The organism is Nibribacter koreensis, assembly GCF_039541795.1.
GTDB lineage: Bacteria > Bacteroidota > Bacteroidia > Cytophagales > Hymenobacteraceae > Nibribacter > Nibribacter koreensis.
The window spans coordinates 1,277,284-1,292,304 of sequence record NZ_BAABGX010000002.1 but is presented as its reverse complement, the minus strand read 5'-3'; the positions used below and the strand labels follow the sequence as shown (position 1 = coordinate 1,292,304).

Annotated in this window: 11 protein-coding genes; 9 read left to right on the top strand and 2 right to left on the bottom strand. The window is 51.7% G+C overall.

Annotated elements, in window-relative coordinates; all coding sequences use genetic code 11:
- Window positions 1-204 precede the first annotated feature (204 nt).
- Complete coding sequence (locus ABD880_RS12860) at window positions 205-2,040, top strand: tetratricopeptide repeat protein (RefSeq protein WP_345166738.1); 1,836 nt, start codon at window positions 205-207, stop codon at window positions 2,038-2,040.
- A gap of 88 nt (window positions 2,041-2,128) precedes the next feature.
- Here the strand turns inward: ABD880_RS12860 and ABD880_RS12855 are convergent, their stop codons facing one another.
- Window positions 2,129-2,569, bottom strand: a complete 441-nt coding sequence (locus ABD880_RS12855) for a PH domain-containing protein (RefSeq protein ID WP_345166735.1) — start codon at window positions 2,567-2,569, stop codon at window positions 2,129-2,131.
- Window positions 2,570-2,911: 342 nt separating this feature from the next.
- Between ABD880_RS12855 and recJ the strand changes: the two genes are divergently transcribed.
- From recJ to ABD880_RS12825, 6 genes are all read left to right on the top strand, one after another.
- Entirely contained in the window at window positions 2,912-4,624 is a 1,713-nt protein-coding gene (recJ, locus tag ABD880_RS12850) for a single-stranded-DNA-specific exonuclease RecJ (protein WP_345166732.1), read from the top strand.
- Window positions 4,625-4,797: 173 nt separating this feature from the next.
- Window positions 4,798-5,952, top strand: coding sequence for an acyl-CoA dehydrogenase family protein (locus ABD880_RS12845; RefSeq protein ID WP_345166730.1), 1,155 nt, complete (start codon window positions 4,798-4,800; stop codon window positions 5,950-5,952).
- A 13-nt stretch (window positions 5,953-5,965) separates the two neighbouring features.
- The gene (locus tag ABD880_RS12840) at window positions 5,966-7,495 is read left to right on the top strand and encodes a sensor histidine kinase (protein ID WP_345166727.1); all 1,530 of its coding nucleotides are present in this window, start codon (window positions 5,966-5,968) and stop codon (window positions 7,493-7,495) included.
- A gap of 827 nt (window positions 7,496-8,322) precedes the next feature.
- Window positions 8,323-11,250, top strand: a complete 2,928-nt coding sequence (locus tag ABD880_RS12835; RefSeq protein ID WP_345166724.1) for an alpha/beta hydrolase family protein — start codon at window positions 8,323-8,325, stop codon at window positions 11,248-11,250.
- A gap of 109 nt (window positions 11,251-11,359) precedes the next feature.
- The gene (locus tag ABD880_RS12830; RefSeq protein ID WP_345166722.1) at window positions 11,360-12,130 is read left to right on the top strand and encodes an FtsZ/tubulin family protein; all 771 of its coding nucleotides are present in this window, start codon (window positions 11,360-11,362) and stop codon (window positions 12,128-12,130) included.
- Window positions 12,131-12,301: 171 nt separating this feature from the next.
- The gene (locus ABD880_RS12825; RefSeq protein ID WP_345166720.1) at window positions 12,302-12,697 is read left to right on the top strand and encodes a spore germination protein GerW family protein; all 396 of its coding nucleotides are present in this window, start codon (window positions 12,302-12,304) and stop codon (window positions 12,695-12,697) included.
- Between the two features lie 36 nt (window positions 12,698-12,733).
- Here the strand turns inward: ABD880_RS12825 and ABD880_RS12820 are convergent, their stop codons facing one another.
- Complete coding sequence (locus ABD880_RS12820; RefSeq protein ID WP_345166719.1) at window positions 12,734-13,498, bottom strand: glycoside hydrolase family 25 protein; 765 nt, start codon at window positions 13,496-13,498, stop codon at window positions 12,734-12,736.
- Window positions 13,499-13,693: 195 nt separating this feature from the next.
- On the opposite strand from ABD880_RS12820, the gene lptB reads away from it, so the two are divergent.
- Window positions 13,694-14,425: an LPS export ABC transporter ATP-binding protein gene (gene lptB / locus ABD880_RS12815; protein WP_066512591.1), complete on the top strand. Its 732-nt coding sequence runs from the start codon at window positions 13,694-13,696 to the stop codon at window positions 14,423-14,425.
- Between the two features lie 202 nt (window positions 14,426-14,627).
- The gene (locus ABD880_RS12810; RefSeq protein ID WP_345166716.1) at window positions 14,628-14,981 is read left to right on the top strand and encodes a four helix bundle protein; all 354 of its coding nucleotides are present in this window, start codon (window positions 14,628-14,630) and stop codon (window positions 14,979-14,981) included.
- The last annotated feature ends 40 nt before the right edge of the window (window positions 14,982-15,021 follow it).

The window sequence follows — 15,021 nt, the reverse complement described above, 5'->3', positions numbered from 1 at the left end:
TAACTATCGCAAAAGCCGCACCTATCGTGCGGCTTTTGTGTTTTCAATACATTTCCGTTTTTGGCTTGTTTTCCAGAAAATGGCCTAAAAACGCTATCTTGTAAGAAGAGAAGCGTGCATAGCCCGGAAGACAATCTATTCGTTGAAATACGTATACTTTCAATTGCATCGTTTATAAAGTCAGTTCCTCTTTTAAAGAAAGATATGAGCAAGCGGCTAGGTTTGGGTGGATTGCTGGTGTGCTGGTGCTTGTGCGCTAGCCCTTTGCACGGCGTGGCGCAAACCCAGCCTCAGACGCAGAGCGTGCCAGAGCAGATGGCACTGGTGAAGGAATACCTCCGCAAGAGCGAGTTCCAGAAAGCCCAGGTTCTACTTAGTCAGCTCATTGAACAGGACTTGCAGTTTGGTATGGTCTACTCAGACTATCTCAAAACCTTGCTGGCGCTCCGTAATTTCAAAGAGGCTGAAAAGCTGGTGAAGCGGGCGCAGAAGAAGTTTCCGGGCGTGGCCAACTATGCCGTGGATGAAGGCAAGGTCTTGCAAGCCGCCGGTAATACTGCTGGTGCCGAGAAACAATGGGCAGAGGTCATCCAGTCCGTCAATCCAGAGAATGTGTACAATGTGGCTGCGGCGTTCCAGCAAGCCGAGATGTTTGACCAGATGGAGCAGGCCTACCTGCGCGCCAGAAAGCTGAGCGGCAATGAAAAGGCCTTCGCGCCGCAGCTGTTGCAAATCTATTCTTACCAGCGCAAGAGTGAGCAACTGATCAATGAGGTAATGGCTCAGGTAAAAAGCAACGCTGTACCAGTCAACTTTGCGCAGAACATGTTGCAGAATACGCTCCGCGATGAGGAATCCCTGAATCTGCTGGAGTCCAAACTGATGCAAGCGGTACAGCTGGAGCCGGACGCTACGCCTTTGCAGGAACTGCTCATCTGGACCTTGGTGCAACGCAAGGACTTTGCGCCGGCGCTTATGCAAGCCAGGGCCTTGGACCGGCGTACCCAAGGCGGGGGAGAGCGAGTCTTGTCTCTGGCTGACATCAGCTTACGGAACAAGGACTATGCTACTTCTATTGACGCCTACACGTACCTTATGCAGCAGTACAAAGGCACTGAGGTGTACCCCATGGCCCGCCAGCGATTAATAAGAGCTAGGGAAGAGCAGGTCAAAAACACGTTTCCGGTAGACAAAGAGAAGATAAAGCTGCTGGCGCAGGAGTATGAGGCCTTGCTAGCAGAATTGGGCAGGACCGGCCGCACCGCCGAGATTATCAAAGACCTGGGCGAACTGCAGGCTTTCTACCTGGACCAACCCGAACAAGCCATTAAGCACCTACAGGAAGTGATTGCCTTGCCTGGCGCCAACCCTAACGTGGTGGCAGAAGCCAAACTGGTACTGGCCGACGTCTACCTCCTGCGCGGGGAGCCCTGGGAAAGCACCCTTCTTTACAGCCAGGTGGAGAAAACGCACAAGGAACAGCCGTTGGGCTATGAAGCCAAGCTGCGCAACGCCCGCCTCAGCTATTATAAAGGAGACTTTGAGCTGGCCCAAAGCCATCTGGATATCTTAAAGCTGGCCACCAGCCGCGAGATTGCCAACGACGCCCTGGACCTGAGCCTTTTGATTGTGGACAACACTGGCATGGACACGTCTGCGGTGGCGCTCAAAGAGTACGCAGCTATTGACTTCCTGGTGTTTCAGCACAAGACGCCAGAAGCTTTGAAGGCGCTAGATGGTTTGCTTGTCAAATACCCCGGCCACAGCCTCACTGATGAGATTTATTACCAGAAAGCGCAACTGCTCTACCAGACCGGTCAGTTTGAAAGTGCCGCCCAGAATCTGCAGAAGATCATAGACAACCCCAAGTATGACATTCTCTCAGACGATGCCCTGTTCCTGCTGGCCAAAATCAACGAGGAGAACTTAAAACAGCCCGCCAAAGCTCAGGAGCTCTACAACCAACTGCTGGTCAAATACCCAGGGAGTGTGTTTGTAGCCGAGGCCAGAAAGCGGTTCAGGGCATTGCGAGGGAGTTGAGGGTCAGAAACTATTTTTGGGCTAATTCTCAGGAAACAGGCTAAAAACGGGAGTAATGAGGCGTCTTGTTTGCCTTCAGGCCACCAGACTACTCAACCACAATCTGCGGGTTCACCTCTTGCAAAGCCTTCACAAACGCTTCCTTATCTGCCGGCGAAAGGTAAATCTCATCCCATTTGTTGTAATAGATTACTAGCCCATGCAGTCCCAGCGCCGGTCTTAGTCCTGACCAAAGCCGTTCTTTTAGTTTTACGCGGGTAATGGAATGGATGTCTATTTGGCCGTGGAGAGGGCCAGACCGGTAGGTAAGAATGGAGCCTTCAATGATGGCGTACTTGGTCTCAAACCAGAACCAAAGCAACAAGCCCTGCACTGCCAGGGTGAGTACAGACCGGATGATCTGACCAGTGGTGATTTCAGTGGTGTAGAATTCCCAGGCGGTCAAGCCGGTCAGCAACAGAAACGTACCCCCGAAGACCAAGCCAATCCAGAAGTTTTTAGCAGAAGGGAAGACACGGGCTGTTATCATACAGGAAGTTACAAACAGTCTCCCCATAAAATCAAGTAGCTTCTGCAGAGGACTTCGTTTTTGGCCTGATTCCGGCAAAACAGCCCAAAAACGGTCTGTGCTCTTATGCGAAGAAAAGGAACAGCAACCCCAGGAACAGGAAGAAGGAGAGGTACATGAGAGCGTCTACCAGACCGTAGGCTTTGTACTTGTGGTAAAATTCTTTCAGGTTTTTCACGGAAGTCAGGAATTAAAAAAGGGGTTTCAGGATTTCTAACAGCGGGCGGGGCGCAACAGTGCCAGATGAATTCGTTATTTTTGCGCCCGCTTGTCCAATACATTTAACGCCGCAGCCACACACCAATGCAGAAGAGATGGGTAGTAAAGGAGGTGCCAGACGCCGTAAAAGTACAGAATTTGAGCGACAGCCTGAAGATTGGTTTGCCTCTGGCGGCCATTCTCTGTCAGCGCGGCATCTGTACCTTTGAGGAGGCCCGTTCCTTCTTTAGGCCGTCTCTGGAAGATCTGCACGACCCGTTCCTGCTCAAGGACATGGACAAGGCCGTCAACCGCTTGGTAGATGCCCTGCACCGCCAGGAACGCATCCTCATTTACGGCGACTATGACGTGGACGGAACCACCTCGGTGGCACTGGTCTTCAGCTTTCTTCAGCCGTTTTTCAGAGACAACATCCAGTATTACATTCCAGACCGCTACGCCGAAGGCTACGGCATCTCCTTCCAGGGCATTGACTGGGCGCAGGAGAATGGTTTTAGTCTGATTATCTCTTTGGACTGTGGCGTCAAGTCCATTGACAAGATCGCCTACGCCAATGAGAAAGGCATTGACTTCATCATCTGCGACCACCACCTACCCGATGACATGCTCCCCGACGCGGTGGCTGTCTTAGACGCTAAGCGAGCAGACTGCCCGTACCCGTACAAAGAGCTGGCCGGTTGCGGCGTGGGCTTCAAGTTCATGCAGGCCTTCTGCCTTCAGCAGGGCTTTGACCTGGAGCCGCTGTATCAATTACTAGACTTGGTGGTAGTGAGCATCGCCGCTGACATTGTGCCCATCACGGGTGAGAACCGCATTCTGGCCTACCACGGCTTGCAACGCATGAACAGCGGCCGGCTGTTGCGCCCCGGCTTAGAGGCTTTGAAAGAACTGGCTGGTTTGCGTTCAGAGCTGGACATCACGCAGATTGTGTTCGGGTTTGCGCCGCGCATCAACGCCGCCGGCCGCATGGGCGATGCCAAACGATCAGTAGCCATGCTCTTGGCCAAGACCAAGGAAGAAGCCTTTGACATGGCCGCCAACATCAACCTCTCCAACTCTGAGCGGCGCGGGCATGACACCAGCATCACCAAAGAGGCCTTGCAGATGATTGAGCAGGATGATTTTCTGCGCAACGCCCGCTCTACGGTCCTGTTCAAAGACAGCTGGCACAAAGGCGTGGTAGGGATTGTGGCCTCCCGATGCATTGAGAAATACTACCGCCCCACCATCATCCTAACTGAATCTCACGGCAAGGCCACCGGTTCTGCCCGCTCGGTGCACGGCTTTGACGTGCACCAGGCCATCTTGGCCTGTTCTGACCTCTTAGACCAGTTTGGCGGGCACATGTACGCCGCCGGCCTGACCATGCCCGTGGAGAATGTTCCGGCCTTTAGAGCGCGCTTTGAAGAGATTGTGGCCAACACCATCCTAGACGAGCAACTGGTGCCCATGGTAGAGATTGACCTGCCCTTGGAGTTCCATCAAATCAAGCCCAACTTCTTTAGAGTGCTCAAGCAGATGGAGCCGTTCGGGCCGGGCAACATGTCGCCGGTGTTCATGAGCACCTGCGTCTATGACACCGGCTCTGTACGCGTGGTAGGGGATACCCATCTTAAACTTCGTCTTACCCAAGACGGAGACATTTCCTTTGACGCCATCGCGTTCGGGATGGCCGAGTTCTACCCACTTATTCAAAAAGGTATCCCGTTTGACGTGTGCTACAGCATTGAGGAGAACGTGTACCGTGGCAACGTGACGTTGCAGTTACGCATCAAAGACATTCGGTTCTCATCTTAACGTTCGTTTTTAGGCTATTTTCTGGGAAACAGGCCAAAAACGGTGGTGCTTTATTCACCTTTCTTGATCTACTATTGGCTTTAGATTCTTCTGGGTTTAATTTGCAGAAGTGGCCGTCTCTCCTGGTTATCCGTTAAAGCCGTTGGCGCTCAGCTATATTTTAAAAAGACTACATGCAACTTGAGGATATCCTGGATCTTGTCAAAGAGATAACAGAGAGCACAGTACGGGAAGAGTCTTCAATAATAGACAGAGAGGCCAGATGGCCAGAGAAAAGCATGCGCCTTTTTCAGGCTGAGCGGCTCATGGGGATGGTGGTGCCCAAAGAGTCGGGTGGGCTGGGACAGGGGCTGTATGCCCTGGCCAAGAGCTGTGAGATCATTGGAGAAGCCTCTGGCTCTACAGCTTTGTGTTTTGGCATGCACCACGTGGCTTCTGCCGTGATTGCCGCCAAGGCCACGCCTCAGCAAAAGAAAGAATTCTTAGAACCCATTGCCGCCGGCGAGCACCTGACTACCCTGGCTCTGAGTGAGCCGGGTACGGGCGCGCACTTCTATTTTCCGCAGACGCAGTTGCTGTCTGTAGACGATGACGCCTATATAGTGAACGGCGCCAAAACCTTTGTGACCAACGGCGGACAGGCAGACTCTTATGTGATTTCCACCATGGGCGTGGAGCCCACCGCCTCTACCCATGAGTTCTCCTGCGTGGTGGTAGACAAGGACGCCGAAGGCCTTACCTGGGGGCAGCCCTGGCAGGGAATTGGCATGCGGGGCAACTCTTCGCGAAGTCTGCAGTTGCAAGGGGTGACCTTGCCGGCAAGCCGTCTGCTGGGAGCCCGAAACGACCAGATGTGGTACGTATTCCAGGTGGTGGCGCCTTTTTTCCTGACGGCCATGTCTGGTACCTATCTAGGCATTGCCCAGGCGGCTTTCAATGAAGTAAAACAACATCTCTTGCAACGGAGCTACCACCACAGCGGCGATTCTCTGAGCCAGGTGGCGCTCATCCAGCACCGCATGGGCACCCTGTGGGCCAAGATTGAGCGCACCAGACGGCTTATTTACCACGCCGCCCAGCAAGGCGACCAAGGCGACCCAGAGGCCGTTCTGGCCATCCTCTCGGCTAAGGCCGAAGTGGCCCATTGTTGCGTTGACGTGGTGAATGAGGCCATGACCCTTGCCGGAGGCATTGCCTACCGTGAGAATTCCAGGCTGGAAATGCTGTTGCGCGACGCTCGGGCCTCGCATGTAATGGCGCCCACCACAGACATCCTCTACACTTGGCTGGGAAGAGCCATCCTGGAGCAACCCATCTTAGATAGCTAGGCCGGGCCTCTATATGGAAAACATCGCCTACATAGGTCTTCAGAAGGAAACCCTGGCCTACCTGCAAGCGCAGACAGACAGCCAGGCGTTTGCCTTGCAAGAGGTGCTGGAGGCAGACCTGGCGTCTGCCTTGTCCCACGCAGAAAACTACAGTGCTTTTTTGCTGGGCGAAGAGACAGAAAACCCCATCAAGGCCACCCAGGAGATTTGCAGACGGGACAAGCACCTTTCTATTTTGGTGCTCACAGATAAAGCAAGACTGTCCCAACTAAAACAGGCCATCCAGTTTTCGCCTTTTATTGGTACCACCGTGCGGGTGGCCAGCAACGAGGCCGGCGAGCGGCTTCTCTCCATTCTGGAGGATTTGCGGCAGAGAACCAAGCAACGCCGCAGTTACGCGCAGGTAAAGAGCATCTCCACCCCCGTGACAGACTTCTCGGGCAACCTCTACCAGCAGATAAAGGCAGAATACATGGGCCGAGTCTTGGAGGAGGCACCCATTGGCGCTATTCTGCTCCATTCCAACGGCACCGTCTTGACGGCCAATCCTTTTTCTTTACACCTGTTCCAGAAGGTAGAGCATGAGGTAATCAACAAACCTTTCGCCCAGCTTTTCCCAATTCCTCTGCAAGAGCAGGCGGAGCGATTTTTACGGCAAGAGTACCACCTGCAACCCAAGCAGGAGTTTAGCTTGCAAGAGGAGAGCGCAGAGCGGCATCTGGAGATTTCCCTGGCCAGTATCACCAAAGGCGGCGCCCATTCTCACCTCATCTGCATCATCAATGACATTACCCAGTTGGTGCAGGCAAAACAGCTCATGGAGGCGCACCTGCTGGAGGTAGAGGCCATTAACACGGATTTAAAGCACACCAACCACGAGCTGGACACGTTTGTCTACGCCGCCTCGCATGACCTAAAATCGCCTATAGTCAACATTGAAGGGCTGGTGAACATGCTGGACGAAGAGTTGGTAGAGGCCACCCCAGATGTGCAGATGGCGCTCAAGCTCATAAGAGGGGCGGTGGATAAGTTTAAGCAGACGCTGGCAGACATGGGAGAGGTCATCAAGTCCCAGAAGGCGATGGAGTCCAAGGCGGTTTCTATTAGCGTGGTAGAGGTAGTGGAGGAGATAAAAGGCTCTATTGAAAGCGAAATTAAAATGTCTAAGGCCGTTATAGAGGTAGACGCCTCTCAAGTGCCCTACATTGTGTTCTCAAAAAGCAACTTTAAAAGCATTCTGTACAACCTCATCAGCAACGGCATCAAGTATAGGTCTTCTGAGCGTTTTCCGGTTGTTTTCATCAAAACAGCCCAAAAACAAGATGGAATCATCTCCCTGTCCGTGACGGACAATGGCTTGGGCATTCCAGAAAAGAAACAGGCACAAGTGTTCACCATGTTCAAACGGCTCCATTCGCACGTAGAGGGCACCGGCCTGGGCCTGCACATAGTGAAGCGCATTGTAGACAAAGTAGGCGGCACCGTTACCATTTACAGCCAAGAAGGGGAGGGCACCACCTTTGAGATTTTGCTGAAGCAATAGTGTGTTTTTACTTAGGGTGATTGCCCTATGAAGTAGACTAAAGTCGCAGGTTTGCTTTTCTGTGCTTATCCTTTTTTTTACCCGATCAACACCTCTTGGAGGCATCTATTGCTTCACTTGGCAGTCTGCCGTTTTTAGGCTATTTCTTGGAAAACAGGTCAAAAACGAATTGCTGGTTGTTGATTGCTATTTGTTGATCGGTGATTGGTTCATCTGCAGGTGTAAACACCCCCCTTAGAGCTGCGCTCGGTGCCTCAAACTCTCGTTTGGGCAACCCTCAAGGGGGAATCTGCGCGGAGTAGAAGCCTTTGCTACTAGCACGATATCCAGTCTTTCCGGCGAGTCGCCTAAGCAGGTTGCCGCCTCTGAACCGGTCAGCGGTCACGACAGAGCAAAGCAGGTTCAAGAGCCATAAGAGGAACCATGCAAAAGAGGCAAGCTGGTACAGCGCGAGGCGGGAAGACGGGGCCCCGCGGCCGCGAGCGCTTAGCGGCAATAATGCAACAAAGGGCATAAGGGCACCGGAAGAAGCAGTCTTTCTCAGGGATAGCTAAATGCGTGCAACCGGGCCGTGGCAGAAAGCAATACAGTTTGAAAGGCAGTTTAAGTCGTTGGTGAGAACATCAACAACGGCGTGCTTGTTGAAGTGCTTTAACAACTATCAATCAGCAACCAACAAGGTAGCTAGCTTCATTTTTGGGCTGTTTTCTGGAAATCAGGCTAAAAACGAAGCTAACTCTCTAGCCACCTGTAGATACATTTAATTCTCCGGCGCAAAACCCGTATCTTTCTCCTTTCCCAACCACACTACCTACAAACAACTTTATATGAAACTACCTTCTCTCCTCATAGGGCTGGTACTAGGGGCTGGTGCCATGACCGTGCAAGCGCAGTCCGTCACTAAAAAGCCCCTGACCCATGACGTCTATGACTCCTGGAAAACCATTGACAGCGACTCCCTTTCCGCAGACGGGAAGTTCTTGCTCTACGGCATAAACCCACAGGAAGGCGACGGCCTATTGTACCTACGCGACTTGACCCAGGCCAACGCGTCCAAGCAGTTTGCCCGAGGCTACAGAAGCGCATTTACCACAGACAGCCGGTTTGCCGTCTTCCAGATAAAGCCCGCGTTTGCCGCCACCCGCCAAGCCAAGCTCAAAAAGAAGAAGCCCGAGGAGATGCCCAAAGACTCCCTGGCCATTCATGACCTGAGCAAAGGCAACACCCAATACGTGGCCCGCGTGAAGACCTATAAACTGCCCAAGCAGAACGGCGAGTGGCTGGCCTATCACCTGGAAGCTCCCTTGGCATCCAAAGCCCCCAAAGACACTGCAAAAGGCAAAGCCCCGGCCAAGCCTGCCGCGAAACCAGCACCTAAGCCCGCCACAGGCGCCAATAAACAAGATCCTACCGAACTGGTACTACGTCATTTGCCCACCGGCCAAGAGTTCCGGTTTGACCGCGTAACGGACTATCTGTTCTCTAGCAAAGGCAGTACGCTCTTCTTCGTGAAAGCCGAAACCGATTCTCTGCACAAAGCTGGCGTGCACGCCTTCAACACCGCCACCCGCAAAGCTATGGCGGTAGACACGGGGAGAGTGAGCTATAAGAACCTAGCCACCGATGCCACTGGTCAACAACTAGCCTTTGTGGCCAGCAAGGACAGCACGGGCAAAGACCTGCGCTACTTCCATTTAATGCACTGGACTGCCAAGGACAATCGCGCCAAAGTATTAGCCGACACGGTGTACAAAGGCATGCCGGCCAAATGGATGGTGAGCGAACACGCGCAATTGGGCTTTGACGACAAGGGCGAGCGCCTGTTCTTCGGAACGTTCCCGCGCCCTACGCAGTATGAGAAAGACACCACCAAGCTAGACGAAGACAAAGTAAGCCTGGACATCTGGACCTACAAAGACCCGCTCATTCAGCCGATGCAGTTAAAACAGCTGGAGCGTGAGCAAAAGCGGTCTTTTTTGGCGGTGTATGACCTCAAGAGCAAGAAGATGATTCAGCTGGCCACGCTTGAAGTCCCGGAAGTGGCGTTGAACCCGGGCCGCACCGCCGATTATGCCGTGGGCACCAGCAACGTGAACTACCTCTTGAGTGTGGGTTATGACACGCCGTCTAAGCAAGACGCCTGGTTAATCAACCTCAAAGACGGAAGCCGAAGACTAGTCGCCAAAGCCGTGAGAGGTAATCCGAGATTGTCGCCTGCTGGCAAGTATCTGTACTGGTATGAGCCCGCCGACAGCTCCTGGAAAGCCATGAGCGTTAAAGCTAATTCTCCCATTAACCTGACTCGCGCCCTTAAAACACCTTTCTACGACGTGCAGCATGACATGCCTACCTTGCCTGATGAGTACGGCTTGGCCGGCTGGACCAAGGAAGACGAGCACCTCTTGGTGTATGACCAGTATGACATCTGGCGCCTGGACCCAAGCGGAAAAGGCAACGCCGTGAACGTAACTGACGGCTTCGGACGCAAGAACAATCTGCAGTTCCGGTATGTGAGCCTAAACCCTACGCAACGCACCATTCCGGCAGAAGACAAGCTATTGTTGAGGACCTTCGACCTGAAGACCAAGAGCAACGGTTTTTATACGGATTATGTGACCAAGGCTGGAGAACCTCAGAAAGTGTTGATGGAGCCTAATTCCTTCACCGCCGTGCAGAAAGCCAAGAACGCTGACCGCTTAATCTTTAGAAGAGGCAGTTACCGTGAGTTCCCGGACGTGTGGGTAACTACCACCAGCTTCAACGCTCCGCAGAAAGTGAGCGACGCCAACCCTCAGCAGAATGAATACGCCTGGGGCAACGTGGAACTGGTGAACTGGCGCTCTAATGACAACATTCCGTTAGAAGGCCTTTTGTTCAAGCCAGACAATTTTGACCCCAACAAGAAGTACCCGATGCTGGTGTACTTCTATGAGCGCACCTCTGAGACCCTGCACAACTACCGCCAGCCAGCTCCAAGCGCCTCTACCATCAACATTCCGTTGTTCGTGAGCCAAGGGTATCTGGTGTTTGTGCCAGATATTGTCTACAAAGACGGCTACCCAGGCGAGAGCGCCTATAACTCCATCATTCCGGGCGTGCAGAGCCTGGTGGCCAAAGGCTTTGTAGATGAGAAGAACATGGCCTTGCAAGGGCAGAGCTGGGGCGGTTACCAGATTGCGTATTTGGTGACACGTACCAACCTGTTCAAAGCGGCCATGGCCGGCGCACCGGTGAGCAACATGACCAGCGCCTACGGTGGTATTAGATGGGAAAGCGGCATGAGCCGTCAGTTCCAGTATGAGCGCACGCAGAGCCGCATTGGCGGTACCCTTTGGGAGAAGCCTATGCAGTATATTGAGAACTCACCCCTGTTCTTCGCACCAAAGGTAGAGACGCCTTTAATGATTATGCACAATGACAATGACGGCGCCGTTCCGTGGTACCAGGGCATTGAGTTCTTCATGGCGTTGCGCCGTCTGGAGAAACCGGTTTGGATGCTGGTCTACAACGGCGAGGCCCACAACCTGATGCAACGCAAGAACCGCAAAGACCTGTCCGTGCGTCTGTCGCAGTTCTTTGACCATTACCTGAAAGGCGCGCCAGAACCCGCCTGGATGAAGAAAGGCGTACCTACGCTGGTGAAAGGCAAAGAGTATGGTTTGGAGCTGATTGAAGAGCCCGCCATCACCACGCCCACGCCGGGTCAGCCGCCGGTTACCAACACCACGGCCGTACCTGTGAACGCCGATAAATAATCCGTTTTCGGGCTAGTTCCCAGAAAACAAGCCAAAAACGCCCAGTTACTAGAAAGTAGCTGGGCGTTTTCTGTTTAAACTGATTACCTTCCTTAAACGCGAACATGCTATGAACACTTCCACCAAAATATCCGCCGTCCTGCTGGGCAAACTCGGCGAAGCTGTGCAAAACTCTTTACCAATTGAGAAGATTCCAGCGATGGAAATAGTAACCAATCTGCCAGCTCTAAAAGAACAACTGCTACGTGTCCCCTCTCTGCAAGAAGAGGTTGTGCTATTGGTGACGGAACAGGAAGAGTTAACCACAACTCAACTGGCAGAGCTTCTTCAGCAGAGGCAGGCCGCCAACTTCTTCACGATTGTCATTACCGTGGCCACCAATAATTTAGAAAGACAGCAAGAAATCTTGGCTTTAGTAGATGCCATGATTGTGTTGCCAACTACTGAATTGGTTTCGCCGGCATTGGATAGAGAGTCAGTGAATGCTATTTGTCAAACCATGGCCTACCTAGCCAACCTGATTAAAGAGGCGCTGCAAGGTGGAATGAATGTAGATTTTGAGGACGTGAAGACTGTGATGCGAGGAAGCGGGGCATCGTCGGTTGGGTTTGCCAGGGCCTTTGGCGAGGAGAGGGCCAGCCAAGTGACGCAGAAACTGATGTCAACGCCGTTTATGAAACCAGGGCAGTTGACAAACGCCAGCAAGGTGTTGATTCAGATTTCTTCTGGGGCCAACGCTGAATTGGAGATGGATGAACTGACGGAAATTACGGATGCCATCCAAGAAGCGTGCGGAGACGAATGTGAAGTAATCTTCGGGCACTCACAGCAAGACAGCCTGGGCCAGGAAATAGAGGTCTTTCTGCTCGCTACCCATTAAAGCCTGATTTTCGTTTTTAGCCTGTTTTTCAGGAAATAGCCCAAAAACAACCACGGCTGTCCTTTAGTTAGTGCTTGATTGATAATCTGTTATCTGTGTTTTTGACGGGTTTGTCCAGTAACAATTCTCACACGTAGCAGGTACTTGAATACATACCAATTATCAACTACCATGGAGCAAGAAGAGGCAACTCATACCCAAGACAGCCGCATTGGCGTTTCCATCATCAACAGGCTGAGCGACAATGTTTCTATCAGAAACATCTTTGGCGAACCCATCCAGGGACCCGGCAAGATCATTATTCCTGTTGCCCAGGTGGTGCTTGGAATGGGCGGTGGGTATGGCCAGGGCAAGAAGAGCCTTCAAGCCACGCCCGAAGGCGGAGAGGGGCAGGGGTCTGGCGCAGGGGGCGGTTTACTGGCTCTTCCTAAAGGTGTGTTTGAAGTGACGGCCAAAAGAACAAAGTTCATCCCTGTTTCTTCTAGTCGACCCTATGTAGTAGGAGCTTCACTTGGCCTTTTGTTGGGATGGTGGCTAGGCAAAAGAAAAAGAATGAACCAGAGATAGCCTGTTCATTTTTAGCCTGTTTTCCAGAAAATAGCCTTAAAACGCAGGCTCGGCCTGGGCCATCGCAGGGGAAGCGGTTGTCGTAGGTGCTTTTGCCGGAGCGGGCAGGCAGTGCGCGTTGAGGGCGTTGATGTCGCCGTAGAACCAGTTCACGTCTACGGGGGTGTTAATGCCTTTTACGGTGCCTTTCTCTGAGTACTGCCAGAAGGCCATCTTGTCATTTGGGTGCGTAGACGGTTCTTCGTTCTTGTAGCGGGCAATCCAGAACTTGTAGCCGGCAAAGTGACCGCGCAACTTCTTGTCATAGAAGCCTTGGTAGGTATAGATGATGGGCTTGATGCCGTAATGTTCTTCAATGCCTACCAACCAACGCTTAATGTCAGCGCGCATCTGGGCATCAGAAATGTCTTTGGCATAGGTTTCTAAGTCCAAGACCGGGGCCAGGTCGCCGGGCTGTAAATCAACGGTGCTTTTAAACAGTTCTAGTTGGCTGTCTACGTCTACCCAAGGTAGATAAAAATGATAGGCCCCGCGTTTGATGCCATGTTGGCGGCTTGACTCCCAGTTGCGCTTAAAGTATGGGTCACGTAAAAAGTTGCCTTCGGTGGCTTTCATGAACGCGAAGGCAATGTTAGACTCCCTTACGTGCTCCCAATTCACCTCGGCCTGGTACCTGGACACGTCAATGCCGTGCAGAAAATTAGACTCATTGCTTCTGGCTCCCATCAAAATGCTACTACCTGCTAACAGAATAGTAGCAGTAAATGCTTTAAAACCAGCTGTAGTAAAGAAGGAGGCCATAACAGATAAGCGCTTGTACTAAAAGGTATTGTAAATTAGAAAGAAGAATAAAGCCAATCAAACATTCATTGAATTATAAAATAAAGTCCCTTGTAAAGTGCAATTATTAGTGAAACATTGCTGATTCATACGCGTAAGGCCCTCACTTGAGCGTTACACTATCACATCTGCGGTTTATTGCCTATTTTTAGCCCAATGATTTTAAGAGCTGAACACCTATTCAAAAAATATAAGTCGCGCACGGTGGTGAACGACGTGAGCGTGGAAGTAAACCAAGGCGAGATTGTGGGACTACTAGGGCCAAACGGCGCGGGAAAGACTACTTCGTTCTACATGATTGTGGGCTTGGTGAAACCCAACTCTGGGCGAATCTATCTTGACCAGGAGGACATCACCGAGCTGCCTATGTACCGCCGGGCCAAGAAAGGCGTGGGCTATCTGGCGCAAGAGGCCTCGGTGTTCAGAGACCTCACCGTAGAGGAGAACATCCTGTCGGTGCTGGAGATGACGGGCCGGCCCAAGCAGGAGCAGAAGGAGAAAGTAGAAGAGCTCTTAGAAGAGTTCTCCCTTACTCATGTACGTAAAAACAAGGGCGTGGTGCTGTCGGGTGGTGAGCGCCGCCGCACCGAGATTGCGCGCGCCCTGGCCGTGGACCCGAGCTTTGTGTTGCTGGATGAGCCCTTTGCGGGTGTAGACCCCATTGCCGTAGAGGAGATCCAGAGCATTGTGGCCAAGCTCAAGACCAAGAACATTGGCATTCTCATCACCGACCACAACGTAAACGAGACCCTTTCCATCGTGGACCGCGCTTATCTGCTCTTTGAAGGCAAAATCCTCAAATCCGGTACCGCCGAAGAACTCGCCGCCGATGAGCAGGTGAGACGCGTGTACTTAGGCAAGCACTTTGAACTGAAAAGGAAAGTCTGAGACAGTTAACAGTGAGCAGTAAGTAGTAAACAGTTTCTCAGTTAACAATTAACAGTCAGGAGTATGGAATTTTATCCTTTTGTTTCCTACCGTAATTATTGTCAATGAGCTAAAGCATCTTTTGATTATTTGCTAATTACTGCTCTCTATTTACTGGAAACCCCTGTTTACTAATTACTGTTAACTGATAACTGAAAAGATTTTGGAGAACAACCTGTATAAGAAGAGCTATGCTTTTGCTGTAGAGATGGTGCGGTTGTATCAAAAGATTAGTGGTGAGAAAAGGGAATATGTTCTTTCTAAGCAGTTGCTGAGAAGTGGCACTTCTATTGGTGCCAATGTAGCAGAAGCAAATGGTGCTATTTCTACAGCTGATTTCTCCTCTAAAATTTCCTTGGCCTATAAAGAGACTCTAGAAACCAAATATTGGCTAAACTTACTTAGAGATACAGAGTATATTGAACCTGTTTTAGTAGATAGATTGCTGACGGATGCGGACGAACTCAGCCGAATCATGTTTAGTATTCTAAAGAAAACCAGGATTGTACCTAAATAGGTACTTCTACCGAAATAAACTGTTTACTAATTACTGGTTA